This window comes from Chitinophaga sp. YR573 (genome assembly GCF_900110995.1).
Lineage (GTDB): Bacteria > Bacteroidota > Bacteroidia > Chitinophagales > Chitinophagaceae > Chitinophaga.
This window is the reverse complement of the sequence record NZ_FOJF01000003.1, coordinates 1,062,250-1,077,786: the sequence shown is the minus strand read 5'-3', so window position 1 is coordinate 1,077,786 and position 15,537 is coordinate 1,062,250. Positions and strand designations below refer to the sequence as shown.

Genomic DNA, 15,537 nt, shown 5'->3' with positions numbered 1-15,537 from the left:
ACCTTAATCCATATCTTTTACTCATCTCAAAATAACCAAATGAAAAAATTAGCATGGCTCTTTTTTTACGCCTCCTTTTTGCTTGCGTGTAACAAAACGGAATTAAAGCAAAATGACTCCACGTTAACTTTACCGGCAGTAGCGGTAAATGCTGTAAGCAAAACTGTTAGCAAAAAAGTCTTTATTCACTGGATGCCCTGGTTCGAAACACCGGCTTCCAGAGGTGCCTGGGGTTATCACTGGAAGATGAACACCCAGAACCCGGACATCATCACTAACGGGAAGCGACAGATTGCTGCTTACTACTATCCCCAGACAGGCCCTTATGCTTCAGGCGACCCGGATATCATAGAGTACCAGTTATTACTGATGAAATATGCCGGTGCTGATGGTGTATTTATCGACTGGCCAGGTACCAGGCAGTTATATGACTATCCTGATAACCTGAGTAATTCCAATGCTCTCATCAGCAAACTGCAATCTGTAGGATTGCAATTCTCTATCGTGCATGAAGACAGGAACTGGGATGCCGGTAACACGTCTGGTGCGCATGGTGATTTCGTATACATGCAGAATAACTACTTTAACCAGAGTAATTATTTAAGAACGAATGGAGTACCTGTGGTGTTGAACTTCGGTCCTATTACCTTCCACCAGCCATCCGAATGGGATGCTATCCTGAGTGGTATCAGTCCTAAGCCTAAAGTATTGCCGCTGTACGGATTTACCGGTCAGGTAGGCAGTAATAATACAGGGGGAGAATTTCCCTGGATTTATCAGCAACATCCCACTGTTGTAGACAACTACTACGCACAGGCAAGCAGTTTCCCTTTATCTGTTGGCGTGGTATATCCCGGATTTAATTCCTTCTATGCCGCAGGTGGCGCAGATGGCCCCACCTGGCAGATTCCTTTCAATGGCACCGGCACTTTCTCCACTATGCTGGATAAAGCAATTAACTCTTCTGTAAACATTATCCAGTTTGCTACCTGGAATGATTATGGAGAAGGTACCATTATAGAACCTACCCAGGAATATGGTTACTCCTTCTTAACCCTGATGCAGCAGAAACTTGGCGTTACCTATGGACAGCATGAGCTGGAAGTTGTATATCGTTTATATCAGTACAGAAAACAATACAGCGGTAATAGCAGTGTACAGCAGCAGTTGAACCAGGTATTTACTTACCTGGCTAATTTACAGGTAAGCAATGCAGAAAGTTTACTCAATACGATCAGTGGTGGTACAACTCCTCCTACAAGTGGTGTGTATATTAAAAACAAATGGCTGAGTACTTATCTGTACGAAGAGAATGGCCAGGTAAAATACAGTACTGTCAATACCGGTAATCAATACAAATGGGTACAGGAAACGGTAAATGGTCATATCCGGTTTAAGAATTTATCTACCAGTCATTATTTGAACATAGAACACCTTTACAGCTATGCAGAAAGTACAGCAGTCCCTGATACTTATTACAGCAGTTATTGGGTTCTAGAGAGCTATAATGGGCTTACACGCCTTAAGAATGAATGGCAGGGTACGTATCTCAACCTAGAGAATCAGAGCGGACTGGCACAGTGTACGGCGGTACCTAATTATTTTGAGAGTAGTCAGTGGACATTGCAGAACTAAATTTTCTTTGCCAATAAAAAAATTTGCAATTAAATTTATTATTTTCTTACATTCGTTAAACGAAAACAGCATCTTAAAAAATATTAGAGCAGCCCTGGTGATCAACATCAGGGCTGTTCTTTTTTGTTACCCGGTTATCATCTTCTCCCCTGTTAAAAGTTAGTGACTTATTTATTTAATCATTTATTCAATTAAATGGAAGAAGATAGTATAGACCTGAAGCAGGCTAATAAATATGACAAGATTGTAAAGGAGAATATGGAATCTGTATTGCCTGTTTTCATGAAGGATGTGCTGCAGTTAGATATTTCTGCAAGCAGGGAAATTCCTGATGATCTGCAATACACAAAGGAAAGGAAGCCGGATGTATTGAAGGAAATAACAGACAGGCATAACAATACTTTTATCCTTCATATAGAATGGCAGTCTCAGAATGATAAAAACATGGCATATCGCATGGCTGAATATGCGGTGATGCTGTATCGTAAATACGGCATACCAGTAAAACAATATGTCATTTTCATGGGAAAAGATGCAGTTACCATGAAGACTACTATCAGGCATGAAAATTTAAAATTCTGGTATAAAATAATTCCGTTGAACGGAATTGAGTACAAATTTTTTTTACAATCAGATAAGCCCGAAGTAAAAGTATTTGCAATTTTAGCTAACTTCGGAAATGATAATATAGAGAAGGCATTAAAAAACATTTTGCAGGAGATCAATCCCTCTGCCGACGGTGATTTAACAGAAGGGAAGCATATTAATCAGCTGCGTGTCTTAGTGCAATTATGTAACGACAATGTTAAACTTAAATTCAAACATATGATATCTACAAGAACATTTTTTAAGATGAAAGATGATGCGTTTTATCAGATAGGGAGAGAAGAAGAGAAAGCGGAAAACCAAATGCAAACGGCGATCAGGATGAAAGAACTTGGATATGATACAGAATCTATTTCTAAAGTGTTTAATATTCCTGTTTCCGAAGTAGAGAAACTTATAAATCCGGAATCATAGTGCAAACAATATCCTTGTAAGTAGAAAACATTATTCCTTTATAATCTTCTTATTCAATTGAAGATTATTATGGAAAGGTTTTCTGAACTTCCGGATATACTCAGATGGATTCATACCAAAAAGAGTATAAAAATATTCCCGGAAATATTTAGTATCATTGAACCCTACCATACTGGCAATTTCCGTGATATTGTATTCAGAATTAATCATAATTTCCGCCGCTTTCCGAAGCCTGATAAAACGTATAAATCCTTTGATAGACTGACCAGATACGGATTTTACTTTTTTATAAAGGCTGGAATGACTCATACCTATCTCAGCAGAAAAAGTTTTGATCGAAAAGTTATCATCATCCAGATGATTTTCAACTATTCTCATACAATTATTAAGAAATTCCCGGTACTCCGCTGAAACCTTCTGCTCATTTTTTTTAAGCGTGACTTCGTTATAAAAATATTGTTGCAGTGTATTCCTTTTCTTCAGCATACCAATTACCCTGGCATACAATAAATCATTCTCAAATGGCTTGGTAATATAGTCATCTGCACCACTTTGAATCCCTTTTAAACGGGTTTCTGAAGCTGTACTGGCCGTAAGCAGTATAACCGGAATATGCGAGAGAACAGTATCCTCTTTGATCAACGTACAAAGTTCTATACCATTCATTCCCTGCATGGTAATATCACTTATAATGATGTCCGGCAGGTAATGTTTGGCAAGCCTTGCGCCTTCCGTTCCATTATCAGCCTGTATCACCGTAAATTCATTTGCAAATACCTGCACAACATACTTCCTCAGCGCATCATCATCATCTATCACCAGGATCGTCTGTTTTTCCGTTACCAGTAAAGCCAGGTCAATGTTTGTTGTTTCTGGCATACTCTCAGCAGTACTTTCATCCACGAGTTCATGCAACAGCGTCGCCCCCTCTGCAACATCATCATACACAGGCAGATTACCAAAGTGTTCTTTTCCCTTTCGCAATGTGAGCAAAAATGTAGTCCCTTCTCCTTCCCTGCTTTCATAACTCACCGTTCCAAAGTGGCTCTCCATAAAATGTTTAACAAGATAAAGACCTATACCAAAACCACTACCAGAAGAGACATTGCCCATTACCTGGTAAAATTTCCGAAAAAGCCGCTCTCCGGCATGTGATGGAATACCCGGACCACTATCCGCAATCCTGACCTCCACATTGTTTACCGTTTCCTGTACAGTAAACTGAATTCCCCCTCCCTCTGGAGTAAACCTGAGCGCATTAGACAAAAGGTTATACAACACGATCTCCATCTTTTCACGGTCTACATACATTTCCGGTAATACATCCGGACTCTTAAAATGATAATCGATCTTTTTTATCCGCGCCTGCTCTTCAAAACAATGATAGACGTCACTACATAATGAATTGAAATCCAGTCTTACCAGTTTAAGACTATCACCGTCAGTATCAGCCTTACGGAACAAGAGTAAATGGTCTACAAGTCCCAATAACCTGCGGGCATTACGGTATATGATATTTAACTTCTCCGGATCAGCTTCTTTCCGCGCACTGGCAAGCATTTCTTTTACCGGATTAACGATCAGTGTAAGCGGCGTTCTGAATTCATGAGAGACATGGGTAAAAAAAGCCATCTTCTTTTCATTCATCTCTTTTTCCTTCTCTGCACTTACATGGGCAACCCTGATCTCATATTTCAACCTGTTTTGCCGGATCTTATAAAGGAAAAACAGGTAGGCTGTACCAGACAATATCAGTGCATAAGCAAGCAACGCCCACCAGCTTCTGTACCAGGGAGGCAATACCGTGATATACAACACAATTTCCTCAGGATTCCAAAGCCCTCCGGCATTCGTACATTTAGCCCTGAAAATATAATTGCCTTCACTGAGATGTGTATACGCCGCAATTCTCATATTACCGGTGTTGGTCCAGTTCTTGTCCCAACCTTCCATAAAATAGGTATATCTTATTTTATCGGGGGCAGAGTACTCCAGCGCAGTAAAGTTTAATAAAATAACGGCCTCATTGTAAGGTACCTTTATAGAAACAATATGATCATCATCTACCCTGCTGATATATTTATTATACTGCTCCAGGGATTTACCATCAACACTTATCCCTGTAAGGAACAGGCGTGGCATGGCATGGACCGGGGTTATACTGTCCGGATGAAATAAATTGAACCCTTTTATACCTCCAAAGGCCATCTCCCCGGAATGTAACGCTGTCGCCGCATTAAAGTAGAACTGATTACTCTGCAATCCATCTCCCTGATAGTAATTTTCAAATCTCTTTTCTTCAATACTGAATTTTGATAATCCTTTGTATGTACTCATCCAAAGATTACCATGATCATCTTCCAGGATATTCAGCACAACATTGTTAGACAATCCGTCAAGTGTGGTATAACTGGCCGTTACAGTATTCTTCGTTTTGTCAAACAATATCAGTCCACCACCCTCCGTACCTATCCATAAATTGCCCTTTTTATCTTCATAAATGGCTCTTATAGTATAACCAATATGATAATACTGGTGTTGTTTATTAAGCTTATCTATTTTTACCAGTTGCTCCAGGTTTCCACCCCATAGCGTACCATTACGGTCTTCTTTCAACGTAAAAAGGTCTGAAAGATTAGTGTCAAATGCGTCAAAGCGGTCTGCTTTCTCATTATACCGGTACAGGGCTCCATACACTCCCCTGGTACGCAAAGTGCCTGCCCACAATTGATGTTCCCTGTCTTCGTAAAGGGAAAATACCACATTGTTCTCTTTACCCGAAACGGGATTTATGCAGGCATAACGCCTGAATCTATTGGTAACACTGTTAAAGCGGTTTAACCCATGCCTATATGTTGCGATCCATATATGCTGTGCATGATCTGTTTTAATACCAGTAATGAAATTATCGGATAACGACTCCGGATCTGCCGGGTTATTGGCATAAAAAGAAAAACTATTCCGCTTCCTGTCCCATACATTCACGCCTTCTCCATCTGTTCCTATCCACAGATTTCCGTCGGGCGCTTCATTCAATGCAGAAATTGTATTACCGGTAAGACTGTTACTATTCCCCGGTTCATGAGTAAAGGTCTGGAACCGGTGTTTCTGAGGATCAATAATATTTACACCGCTCCTGGAGGTGGCTATCCATTTCCGGTGATCCTTATCCTCATAAATATTACGAATACCCCCTCCTCCCAGTGAAAACCGGCTATCACCTGGTGTCAGGTATTCCATCTTTTTTGTGTCAAGGTCTAATATATTCACATTGCCGGATTCTGTACCAATCCAAAGTTTATGATCACTATCCAGCAGTAAAGATTCTACTCTGTCGGTTCCCTCTGTTAGTTTAACAGTAGAATGATTATCCGTATCATAATCATATACCGTATTCAATTCGCCTATCCATACATGCTTACCATCTGTTTCAAGGCAGCCTGATGAGGGGGCCGACTGATCTACCAGCCGCAATTGCATAGACTGAGGATCAAATAAGCCCAGGCCACGATCCTGTACGATTACCCATACCCTGTTCTTCTTATCTATTCTGATAGCATGTACGCCATAACTGGTTATTTTAGTGCCTGACTGTATCAATGGAACAGTAGTGCCGGTAATCATTCCATCCCTGCAAATCACCAGGCCAAGGCCCTCAGTACCTATAAAAACATTGTTTTTTTCGTCCGACTTAATATCTCTTACAACAGCTCTGAGCTTTTGTACAGGCTTATGATCCCCCGGATCCCAGTTAACAGTAGTAAACTTATCCAAAAGATGGTCAAACCGGCTGGCTCCCTGCCTGGTACCAATCCATAAAAGGTGATGATGATCTTCCGTTATAGAAGATATAATACTATGTACCAGGGAAGTACTATCACCCGGCGTATTTCTGAAAACTTTAAAGTCATACCCGTCATATCTGTCCAGACCATCATATGTCGCAAACCACATAAAGCCCTGATGATCCTGGTAAATATGCCGGACACTATTATTTGATAAGCCGTGTTCAATTCCTAAGTAGGTCACAGGGGGGTATGGGAATGCAGGCGCCGGGATGCTTCTCAACGTGGAAATTATTAAAAGGCACATAAAAGCCAAACCCACTCTTTTACGGGAATTATTCATAACGCTATAAAGTAGGAAACTAATAAATCCCGCTGATATTTCCGAATAAAAAAAGGTTGATAGTGACTCAGTTTGATTGCATAATCTTCGTGCCAGATTGTTATTGATCATAAATAACAACTGGCAATCTACGCTGTCAAAATAAATCAAAGGGGCGAAGCCCTGCACCCTATATTATTCCGGTCTGATCCAGATAGCCTGGCCACCGGATGCAATAAGTTTTACATCCAATACTGTTGTTGCATCTATCCTCTTTTCCACCACACTCACTTTAGTAGCTGTATCATCCCCATATATTTTTGCAATAAACTTTTTCCCTGCAGGAAGAAACCGAAAGCTTATCTGCATGGTCCTTGCTTTATTATTTGTGATAATTCCCATAAACCACTCCTCACCCTTTCGCCTGGCAGTAGCAATGTATTGTCCCGGACTGCCCTGTAAAACATTCGTTTCATCCCAGGTAACGGGAATATGGTCCCAGAATTCCAGTTCCGGCTCATTGTGGCTGTCAGCGGGTTCATCATACCAGTATAATGTTTGCAACGGACTATAGTAGATAGCTGCTAATGCCAGCTGATGGGCATGAGTGGTTTTGATTCGCTGATCATAATAACAAATGGTATAGTCAGCCGCACCTGCTATATAACGGGTAAAAGGTAAAACTGTATTATGAGTAGCATCCGGCATTTCTTCATTTCCCCGGATACCTTCAGCCGTCATGAGGTTAGGCCATGTTCTCTGTTCACCCGTAGGGCGCCAGTCGTCATGTACATTCATCATGATCTGATTTTCGGCTGTTTTCCTTAACATGTCTTCCAGCCAGGTGGTCCAGCGATGAGACCCTGTTTGTACAAATCCGAATTTGACACCTTTTACTCCCCATTGTTTATATATGGAGAACAATGAATCCGACTGTGCATACAATCCCTGCAGATTTACATACAGCCATACTCCTACTCCCCTTTCCTTTCCGTATTGTATAATTCCGGGCAAATCAAAATCAGGAATGGCCACCTTTGTAGCATCAGAGTTGAATGTAAAAGAAGGACCATACCATTTCCAGTCGAAGAGAATATATTGCAGATGATGTCTCACCGCAAAATCTATATTTTCTTTTGCGGCAGCTGTCGTTTGTGTCATCACCCTCATTATTTTACCAGGCCGGATCCAGTCAGGATCTTTGATCCTTGAAGGATCATTCAGGTTAAGGATGATATCGTTGTTGACTATCAGGTCCCCGGGTTTATCAGCAATCATAATTACCCTCCATGGCGTTCCAAAAGGAGAGATCAGATCAGCCGGTGTATACATGCTTGTAACAATAGTATTACGCCTGGTAAGCTTAAATTTAGTACGGGCATAATCAACCATCCGGGCTTCTGTCAGGCAGGCATATATATTACCCGGAAGTTGCAGGGTGAGCGGCCGCTCACTTTCATCCGGCCAGTTATTGAGCGGCAATAGCCTGTATGGAGCCTGTGCCCAGGATGCATACCAGGCCAGGGTACCTTCAGGCAAACAAAATTCTGTATTTTCATTTGTTATCCTGTAATAAGTTCCCCGCTCATTTTCCGGAAATACATAACGAATAGCAGTGCCTTCGTTATATACCCGTATCTCTATCCGCATTGAATAGATCGGATAATCATCCTTTACCATTTCAACAGTAGCTGCATTATAATGATCCCGGATGATGCTCCGCTCTCCATATAATGGCTGCCAGGAAGTATCTACGGAAGCAGTTATAATCTGTTTTATCAACAGGTTCTCGCACCACTTTTTATGCCTGTCAACCTTTAAAGCCATTGCCTGCTCCGAAAGATGATTATCCAGTTGGATATCAAGAACCGATTCATGGATGACCGTCCTGTTTTTAAAAGACACCTGGTAATACATTTGTTTTTTCCCCGGCGCCATTTGTTTCTGGTAGAACTGAAGGGTAATACGCTTATCCGGAGATTGAAGCGTTACCCTCGTATCCTTTAATATATTCTGTGCAATAGCCGTTATTCCTGCCGTTAATAACAATAATGTATAGCATAAGTATTTAATCATTTTCCAGGCTGCTTTTTTGTTTCTTCGGAAATGAGGAAGGAGTAAAAACTCCTTCCTTTTTCGATTGTTCCTATCTCTATAAAAATTATTGTTTAATTACTTTTTCAGTAGTGACAGCATCACCATTTTTAATTTTCACATAATACACTCCCTGTACCCAATTCTTCACGTCAACTGTATTGATTGCATTCGTTAACCGCTGTGTATGCACTATAACACCGTTGTTATTAAACACATGCACAACAGCATTATCTGCGACCTTGTCGATTTGTATGATCAATACATCTGCCACCGGGTTAGGATACATCTTTATCAACGCTTTTGGCACATCACTTTTTACAGCAACACGTGTAGCAGTACCATTAACGGCTGGTTCCGTTCCATATATCAATTCTCCTTTATAGTAAACCGTAACATGAGCATTCTCTCCAAATGAAGACAAAGGCAGGTAAGAGTAATCATTTGTTTGTACAAAACCTGACCAGTTCACTTTGGAAATCCTGTATTGAATATTCCCTGTGTTGCTCAATGGATACAATATACCTGCAGCAGGTTTCACCTTTAATTCAAAATAAGTATCTGCTCCATCAGCTATTGGGTTTAACCGTTCAAACCGGCCATTAATATTATAAGCACCTAATCCAGCATAATCTATCCAGTAGTTTAAAGCGGAGGTATCTTCTGCCGTAAACCAATAGCGGACCGATACATCTTCATAAGCCACCGGCACATTCCCTTCATTATTTATTTTCAGGTAAGTACTGATGGTGTTCTGTGCACTACTGATGGACTGCATATAGGCTTTCAAACTCAGTACCGGTGTGGCTACGGCCGGTTCTTCACCCCATATAAGCCGACCATTACGATATAAGGTAATGTGACTATTGCTTGTATAAGTTTGATTAGCAGCATAAGAATAATCGTCTGTTTCCAGCAGGATTGACCAGTCTTTATTAGCCATTCTTGATTGAATAACACCGGAATTACTACCAGCGGAAACGAAACCTGCTGTAGTATCAAAGCTATATTCAACATAACCGAAAGCGCCTGTCCTTGGTGCATCCAATGCTACATAGTTCATCTTCACATGGCTCCCAAGTGTTGCATAATCAATCCAGGTATTTATACCTGCGAAATTCTCAGCAGTAAACCAGTAACGGGCAGTCAATTCTTTATAAGCAACGGATACCGTATCCTCATTCACAATTTTGAGGTAAGGCCGGATACTGTTGTTAGCGGAAGACCCATCACTATGCATCACTTTCAGATGAAGCGGAAGCACATTTAATGTCTGCGGATAAGTGGCAGGTTTATGAGTAGTATCACCCACCTGGATAGCTGTAATAACAGCACTACCGGCTTTTAGCAGATGCACCACACCATTTGTTACCGTAGCCACCTGTTCATTGCTGCTGCTAAAGTTTACAGGAAGACCGGAAGAAGCAGTGGCCACCACATTAAAATCAGAGTCACCAGCTATCTTCTTATCAATAGCAGCAAATGTTATTACCTGCTCTACCTTCAATGCCCCTCCTATTTCAGCAGCACTTAAAGCCCTGTTGTAAATCTTAAACTCATCTATCGCCCCTTTAAACATCGGATCAGCAGTATACTGTGATTTCCCGATATAGTTCTGGTTAGTACTTCCCAGCGTAGCAGGCTTAATGGTGACACTGGTATTTGACGCTACCAGCACCCCGTTGATATAAAGACTGCAGGTATTTCCTGACTGGGTCACGGCAAAATGCGTCCAGGTATTCAGTGGCAAAGTATAATTGTAAGAGACAGTCTGCTCTGCACCACCATTCTTAATAGCATAACGTATGATTGATTTACCGGATGCAGTACCTCCCTGCACCGTCAGGAACAGGTATTTACTGGTGCCTGTACCAAGGTCAAAGACCCGCATCCAGTTGGATAGTGCATCCATGCTTACCCAGGCAGTGATCGTAAAATCATTCAAAGTACTTACCAGACCTGTTGGCAGAGATGCGTAAGCCGTAGCCGTACCATTCAGTTTCAGCGCCTGACCGGCATAACCGGTACTGCGTGTAGCTGTGGCTGCTAAAGTAGCATGATTAGCTCCCCATCCGTCAATTCCCCGTATACCACTTGATTCATCATACTTCCAGTAACCGTATTGCCCTGCATTGGGCCTCGCCACCACAGCATCGCTGTTAGGGTTTTCTGTAACAGTATCCGTAGAAGCTACCACATAATAATAGGTGTTCCCGTTAGTAACAGTTGTATCGGTATACCTGGTGGTAGCGACGTTTGCGATAACAGTATAAGCACTATCCGGACTAAGCGAACGTTTTACATGATAGCTCAGGTTTTGGATAGCCTCCCATTCAATAATATTCTTTCCATCACCAGCGGCAACAATAAGACCAGCAACAATGTTACTCAGCACCGTTAGTTTGAGTGTAGCCGTTCCGGTACCAATGGTGCTAGTTGCACTTAATGTAACAGGGAAAGTACCTGCCACTGTAGCTGTACCGGATATGACGCCGGTACTGGTATCTATACTCAAGCCGGCAGGCAGCCCTGTAGCATGGAAACTGACAGGTGATTTGATAGCCGTAATAGTATAGTTAAAAGGCTTACCAATCAATACTGTGGCAGTATCGGCACTGGTGATCATTGCAGGCGTAGTACGGTCGTCCAGCAACAGGATATCATTGCCGGTCCCGCCTTTGTACGTAATACGGAAATTGAAGCTGCCGATCGTAACCGGCGCCAGTTCCGGCAAACCATTAAAAATGCCTGTTACAGCGGCGCTTCCTGTATTATCAATAATAGTAAAGGAAGTTCCTAAGGGTAATGAATCTGCACTGATAAGCGTAAACAATAACCGGGGATTGTTAAGATTTACACTGTTGGCAACTACTTTATCGCCCTTACCCTGGTTTGTGTTCAGCTCAACACTGTAAGTCGCGTCCGGCTGCATAGTCAGTAAACCTGTTGTGGTAAATGTACCTACACCCTGGCTACCTGGAGCTAGTGTTCCACCCGTACCAATGGTCAATGCAGCGTTACAGGTACCTATACCACCAATAGTGCCCCCGTTAACAGTAGTAACACTGCTGATCTGCCCTACGCTATCCAATAGTAAGGTACCCGCAGTAACAGTGGTTGTACCTGTATAGTTATTGTTACCGGTGAACCGGAATATGCCTGTACCCTCTTTAACAATAGTAAGTGCCCCCGTAATTACACCGCTGAAAGTTGTGTTGGTATTCAATGCCCCGATACTGATAACAGGAGTTCCGTTATCCCTGCGCAACTGCCCGCTGCCAGACATAGACCCAAAATGAATGGTATCAGTAAAAGTAAAGCCCTGTCCGTCTGTAAATCCATTATTGAATACCCAGTTTGCTTTAGCACTGCCAGCTGCTGCAGTATTAAAACGGATACGATGATTGGAGCTTCTGTTTATGGAGATAAACGTACCAGTGAACTGGCTGTTATCCCCGTTTAATTGCAAACCATTCGTACTATTGCCATCGTGTTCAAGAGTGCCGCTACCCAGCAATCTTCCTGCCAGCGTTAAAGCTCCTGCCTGGCTATAGAGATAACTCTTTACACTATCTTTTACGATAACGTCGTTATAGATAACCGCACTGCCGCTGTTCATCAATGAACCACCATTCAGCACTACCGCACCCGTACCTACTGGTCCTGATAACGGCGCTCCAACAGCACCTGTGCCTATACCCCCAATGGCGAATATATAAGTGGGCGGCCAGCCTCCCGCACCACCACCATTAACAGTAATGCCGCCGGTCCACGTATTAGCCCCTGTAAGCGTAACCATTGCCGGTCCGCTTTTAACAAGGCTGCCACTACCACTGATAATACCACCCAGTGTAATATCGCCTGTATTCGCATTAATAGCCGAAGCCCTGTTCAACGTTACAGGAAGATTAATGACTTGTGCGTTAACAGCGTTGTTCGTAATATCATTGCCAAGCGTAATTGCATTCCCTCTTATTGTAAAGGGATCAGCACCGGCATTAAACTGCATCCGCGAAATTTCCAGTCCGGCAATATCATTTTGCAAAGTGTCGGTGGTAGAACTATTGAAGGTGATTAACGCCGGAGTAACAGGCGCTGTTCCACTCACCCAATTCGTCCCTGTACTCCAGTTACCCGTTGCCGCCGTGGTGCTCCAGCTACCGGAAGAAGATCCCGGTACTGCCAGTGCTTCAACAGAATTAGTACTTTCAAGTCCTTCTTCCTCAGCAGAAATTACATAGTAGTAATATGCTCCGTTCGTTAATCCCAGGTCCGTGTATAATGTATCAGTTACTCCTGTAGCAATGGTAGCATAAGGACCACCACTAGCAGTACCCCGTTTAATATTATAAGTTGCTGCTCCAATAGCAACAGGCCAGCTCAGATTCACCTGGTTATTCAGGTTGATCACGGCAGGTATTGAAGGTACTGACGGAGGTAACTTCACCGAAACTTCATTCGAAACAATACTTTCCAGAGAACCCGTCAGGGCTGTAACGATATAGTAATTAGGACCGGGATAAGCGCTGGCATCAACATAAGATGTTCCCGTAACACCAGACATGATAGTCGTGTAAGGCCCTCCGGCAGTCATTGCACGCTTCACCGTATAGCTGGTAGCGTTAGCAGACGCTGTCCAGGAAAGCTGAATACTGGTGTTGCTCTGTTTAATAGCGGTCACCGGTCCGGGCGCAGCCGGAGCAACATTATTCAATACTGTCAGCATCAGGATGGCAGACCCTGTACCACTTGCATTCGTAGCGTTCAATGTTACAGTAAATGTACCGGTAACTGTTGGTGTTCCTGTAATTATACCATTAGCAGAATCAATACCCAACCCCGCGGGCAAACCTGTAGCACTAAAGCTGGTAGGTGTTGCTGAAGCAGTGATCGCATAATGAAAGGCCGAACCAATTGTGGTGGTGTCGGCAGTTGCACTGGTGATCACAGGAGATCCTGCGGGTGAAGGATTCGTAATAGCCACTTCAGTAAAAACGGAAGTGTTCAGCACTGATGTATTGTGAGAAGTTACGCATAAACCAACATACAGGGAGTTAGCCATGGCAATCTCCACAGAACAAATGCAGGTCCAGCTGATTCCGTCAAACGAGTGAAAAGCAGTTATCCTGCTACCTAATTTTTCCAGTTTCAACCAATAAGGTACGGCCGGTAAATAATGATCCTGGTATCCTCCTGGCGGATTGTTCCAGGAGGTGGCAGTTTTATTCCAGGCAGTAGCACCACGCCAGGTAACCACAGCGCCCCCGCTTGCACGTAAAAATAACCCTACATATCTGGAATCATCCGTTAAGGATTCTCTGAACATAATACCCGCTTTGGCCCCGGCATCCGTATTTTCAAGCGATGTTACACGGGTAATGATCACTGCATCCCCGCTAACTTTCTGAAAGGCGAAATTATAGGCATCTTTAGCCGTCAATGGCGGAACAGGAATATCAGCGCCCGCTCCTTTGACGGTCCAGCTACCATTGTTATAACTGGCACTTCCTGCCAATCCGGTACTTCCAATATCCGTATTGGTTAGATTGGTAACAGCTTGCGCTACAGGATGAATAATTGGCGGCAAGGCTGTAGCGGTAGAAGCGTCAGCACTTTTCCGGTAAAGAAAAGTGCTGGTGTTTTCACCCACCACATTCCGCAATTGAACAGTATAAGGAGCCGGAATGCCTTTCCGGATAGCGTAAGCCCCTTCAATAATATTATAAGTCCTGATCAGGCGTTTGGCGGTGCCATTCGAGCCCCATCCATTATACGCTGAATAGGGGCCGCCAAACGGGATGAATCTCAAACCAGTAGTATCTGTATGAAATCTTGCATACAATTCACTAATTGCCAGTAACCGGTTGTCCAGTTCACTAAACATGTCTACACCCTGTTTCCATGCCACTTCAGCACTCCATGCAAGTGCTTCCGCCTGACCGGCCCAATGCCCTTCATCACGCCCGGCATCTCCTACCTCTCCATTACTAAGGCTGTTCGCCAATCCTCCCCCTGCATCTCCCCGGTAGGATGCCATTGCCTGTCTCCATTTGGTGGTATCATCCAGAAATGCAGCAATGCTCACGGCTGCTTTCAGCTCGAGAGCACCCTGATTAAGCCCTCTTACAGGATTGGGCACATCCAGTTTCGGCCAGAGCACATTAGCAAAATAATTGTTCACATTGGCCGTATTTTCAGCCGTCCATCCCGGATAAGTTGATTTCAGTATGTCCGCTCCCGTTACAAAGATGTCAGCATAATCTCCCAGGTCAAGGAATATTTCGTCTCCTGTCCATTGGGTATTCGTTAACGCCCAGGCATTCAATATGCCTGTTGCTTTTTTAGCATAGGCAGTATCGCCGGTAAAGATCCACATAAGAGCAAGATTGTGGACGGCTGTCATATCATTCATCCATGGTCCACGGTTTATATCCACTGCACGTCCTACTGTAGCGAAAGGGCCCTGCATTGCATAGCTGAGCTGCGACTTTGAATCGCTTGCAAATGAATTATAAACGGATAACCAGGGCTCTGTTTTAATATTTGTTTTTAACAGGTTCAGATCACTTGTAGTGAAGGGTATACCCGGGTGAACGAATTGCTGGGCTACTATTTCCTGGGATATACCCATAGCAAATAGCAATAACAGCATTTTCATAAGAGCAGTTATTTTTTTCATAA

General features: G+C 43.0%; 5 protein-coding genes. 2 read left to right on the top strand and 3 right to left on the bottom strand.

The window, feature by feature from the left end; genetic code table 11:
- Positions 1-39 precede the first annotated feature (39 nt).
- Positions 40-1,635: a glycoside hydrolase family 99 protein gene (locus BMW86_RS30775; RefSeq protein ID WP_089787541.1), complete on the top strand. Its 1,596-nt coding sequence runs from the start codon at positions 40-42 to the stop codon at positions 1,633-1,635.
- 195 nt (positions 1,636-1,830) lie between these two features.
- Entirely contained in the window at positions 1,831-2,655 is an 825-nt protein-coding gene (locus BMW86_RS30770) for an RpnC/YadD family protein (protein ID WP_089787539.1), read from the top strand.
- A gap of 30 nt (positions 2,656-2,685) precedes the next feature.
- Here the strand turns inward: BMW86_RS30770 and BMW86_RS30765 are convergent, their stop codons facing one another.
- The 3 genes from BMW86_RS30765 to BMW86_RS30755 form a co-directional block, all read right to left on the bottom strand.
- Positions 2,686-6,747, bottom strand: coding sequence for a hybrid sensor histidine kinase/response regulator transcription factor (locus BMW86_RS30765; protein ID WP_255373059.1), 4,062 nt, complete (start codon positions 6,745-6,747; stop codon positions 2,686-2,688).
- A 210-nt stretch (positions 6,748-6,957) separates the two neighbouring features.
- Positions 6,958-8,838: a glycoside hydrolase family 97 protein gene (locus BMW86_RS30760; protein ID WP_089787535.1), complete on the bottom strand. Its 1,881-nt coding sequence runs from the start codon at positions 8,836-8,838 to the stop codon at positions 6,958-6,960.
- An 85-nt stretch (positions 8,839-8,923) separates the two neighbouring features.
- Entirely contained in the window at positions 8,924-15,535 is a 6,612-nt protein-coding gene (locus BMW86_RS30755; protein WP_177189452.1) for a cellulose binding domain-containing protein, read from the bottom strand.
- Positions 15,536-15,537: the final 2 nt, after the last annotated feature.

Coding starts and splice junctions, on each gene's coding strand:
- BMW86_RS30775 (WP_089787541.1), top strand. CDS start 40: ATGAAAAAATTAGCATGGCTCTTTTTTTACGCCTCCTTTTTGCTTGCG.
- BMW86_RS30770 (WP_089787539.1), top strand. CDS start 1,831: ATGGAAGAAGATAGTATAGACCTGAAGCAGGCTAATAAATATGACAAG.
- BMW86_RS30765 (WP_255373059.1), bottom strand. CDS start 6,747: ATGTGCCTTTTAATAATTTCCACGTTGAGAAGCATCCCGGCGCCTGCA.
- BMW86_RS30760 (WP_089787535.1), bottom strand. CDS start 8,838: ATGATTAAATACTTATGCTATACATTATTGTTATTAACGGCAGGAATA.
- BMW86_RS30755 (WP_177189452.1), bottom strand. CDS start 15,535: ATGAAAAAAATAACTGCTCTTATGAAAATGCTGTTATTGCTATTTGCT.